Annotated in this window: 3 protein-coding genes; all 3 read right to left on the reverse strand. The window is 33.2% G+C overall.

Going from position 1 to position 2,653, the window contains the following annotated elements:
- A partial coding sequence (locus F6K13_RS27610; RefSeq protein ID WP_287289080.1) for a GNAT family N-acetyltransferase occupies positions 1-308 on the reverse strand: 308 nt, incomplete at its 3' end.
- 25 nt (positions 309-333) lie between these two features.
- Entirely contained in the window at positions 334-489 is a 156-nt protein-coding gene (locus tag F6K13_RS27615) for a hypothetical protein (RefSeq protein ID WP_161564359.1), read from the reverse strand.
- 506 nt (positions 490-995) lie between these two features.
- Entirely contained in the window at positions 996-2,387 is a 1,392-nt protein-coding gene (hisS, locus tag F6K13_RS27620; RefSeq protein WP_287289082.1) for a histidine--tRNA ligase, read from the reverse strand.
- Positions 2,388-2,653 lie beyond the last annotated feature (266 nt).

The following is a 2,653-nucleotide window of genomic DNA, read 5'->3' on the forward strand; positions in this document are numbered from 1 at the left end:
TTAGGTATATCTAATACCATAAGCACACTACTTTCATACATTTGATAATCAATTTCACTAATAGTTTGATAACCTAGTTTTTCAAAAAAAGGAACCAAGTATAATTCGGCATCTACAAAATCAAATTTGATTCCATCTAGCAACTGTTGTTTGTATAATGCTTGCATTATTTTCAACCCTATACCTTTTCCTCTAAAATTACTTTGAACCATAAATCTCCCAGTAATTGATGTATATAAGGTATTTATATCTCCTACTTTTTCCATTTGATAGAGTTTTATATAGTAGTCTAAATCTAAGTTTTCCAAGCCTAAGTCTTTAGTATAATTGCATCTAAATAGTACCAACCAATTGATGATGATCGAGAGCCATAAATAGATTAGCAGATAAGTCCAATAGGTCTTCTACTTTCTTTTGTTGGTGGTTTGGTTCATAGTTTGGAAAATTTTCCAACCATCCTAGTTCTTCTGCATAGATTTGATAGCGCAATTTGAAAATTTATTCTCTTTCTTCAAGAGTCCGAGCTAATCTGATTTCTAACATAGTATTTATATCGATTCAACTTCTGTTATTTTTTCACTTACTTGCGATCAATTTCTATTCTGATTTGATAACAATTTTGAGAACTAAATCTCTGGCAATTACAAACAATAAACAATATTATACCATTTTTTTCATGGCAAAAAATCGTTGGTAGTCATATCAATGTCTCCTTAAACAGAATTGCTTGCTGTTCCACCGAAGGACTCTACAAGCTTTTCAGAAAAGGTTTAAATCTTAATGGAAATGTCTATTAATAGCCAGATAAAAAAGCTAATTGCTGATATCTGACTACTAATTAATTACTCTACAACATTACCGAAGAATTAATAATTAAATAATTCAGGTTTAAAGTCTCCCCTTTCAAGGGTAAAAAAATAAATTTTTTCCCTACCGTGTCAATCCTCTCCCTAAAAGGGAGAGGTAATTATCAATTATCAATTATCAATTATCAATTATTGAACCAATCTTTGTTTTAATACACCTGCTAAACCTGCTATTGGCACTTTCATTTGTTCGCCAGTTCGTAAATCTTTGAAACTACACATATTAGCTGCTGCTTCCTCAGAACCAATAATTATACAAAAAGGAATTTTTTGCTTATCAGCTTGTTGTAATTGTTTACCCACTCCACGACTATCAAAACTGGTTATAACATTCATCCCGCTACGACGCAATTTTTGGGAAACATCTAAATAAGTTGCCATTAAATCTTCTTGCATATTCACAACCATAACTGTTGCTGGAGTAGGAGCAAAAGATTCCAGAATACCCGCCTTTAATAAACGACTCATTAATCTAGTTAAACCAATAGAAATACCAACTCCTGGCATTTTCTCTCCAATAAAAGTTCCGACTAACTCTTCATATCTACCCCCAGAACAAATACTTCCTAAAGCTTCATGTCCGATTAAAGTAGTTTCATAAACTGTGCCCGTATAATAATCTAATCCCCTAGCTATTGATAGGTCAATACAAAAACGTTTGTCTGAAACTCCCAAATTTATGACACCAGAAATTACTGTTTCTAATTCAGAAATTCCCTGAGTTAAAACCTCAGAATTATCCAAAGTTTCTGTCATACTTTTCAGCTTATCCAAAACATCATCAACAGAACCTTTAATATTAGTAAAATCCCCAACTTTTTCTACTTGATATTCAGATAACCCAATTTCTTTCAAAGCTTTTTTAACTTTTACTTCTCCCACTTTTTCCGCAGTATCAACAATCCGAATACAAGACACAATATTCTCTGCTGCTACTCCCACAGATGCAAAAAAACCAGTTAAAACTTTGCGGTTATTAATTCTGATGAGAAAATCACCAATATTAATCGCTTCAAAGATTTCAGCAATAATCGCTGGAACTTGTGCATCATATAATAAACTTAATTTACCTCTACCAACAACATCAATATCACATTGTCTAAACTGTCGAAAACGACCATCTTTTGCCCGCTCCCCTCGAAAAACAACATCCATTTGATAACGAGCAAAAGGGAAATTTAGATCGTTCAAATGCCGAGCAATATAAGCAGCCAAAGGCACAGTTTGGTCGAATTTTAACGCCCTTTCTTCTGAGCCAGTATCTCCAGCTTTTTCCTTTTCTGCTTGACGATTTGGAGGTAGAATAGGAGATAAACCATAAACAATATTATCTCCTTGATTTCCTTTTGCTTGTAGAACCTCTAAACGTTCAACTGCTGGAGTTTCAATAGGTGTAAATCCGTAGCGTTCAAACACCTGACGAATTGTATCCATTAAGTAAGATTCTAATCGTTTTTCACCAGGGAGGAATTCTGTAAATCCACTAGGACAACTATAATTAATTTTATCTGTTTTTGCCATTTTTTACCTCATCTTTAGAGTAGGGGAGTATTCAACAACTAATAATTAATAATTAATAATTAACAATTACCTCTCCTTGAAAGCGGATAGGATTGAGTCAAAGGAAAATTTATTCTTCTCTTGGTCGATTAGATATGGTGAGGAAACTTCGCCATCTCTCGACCGCTTTTTATCTCCTTAAAAAGGGAGGCTTTAGACCACAATTTATCGGGAAAAATATAAATAATTAACGCACTACTGGCTATTAATTATTAAAAGGATTATTC

It is taken from the genome of Okeania sp. SIO2B9 (genome assembly GCF_010672505.1).
Classification (GTDB): domain Bacteria; phylum Cyanobacteriota; class Cyanobacteriia; order Cyanobacteriales; family Microcoleaceae; genus Okeania; species Okeania hirsuta.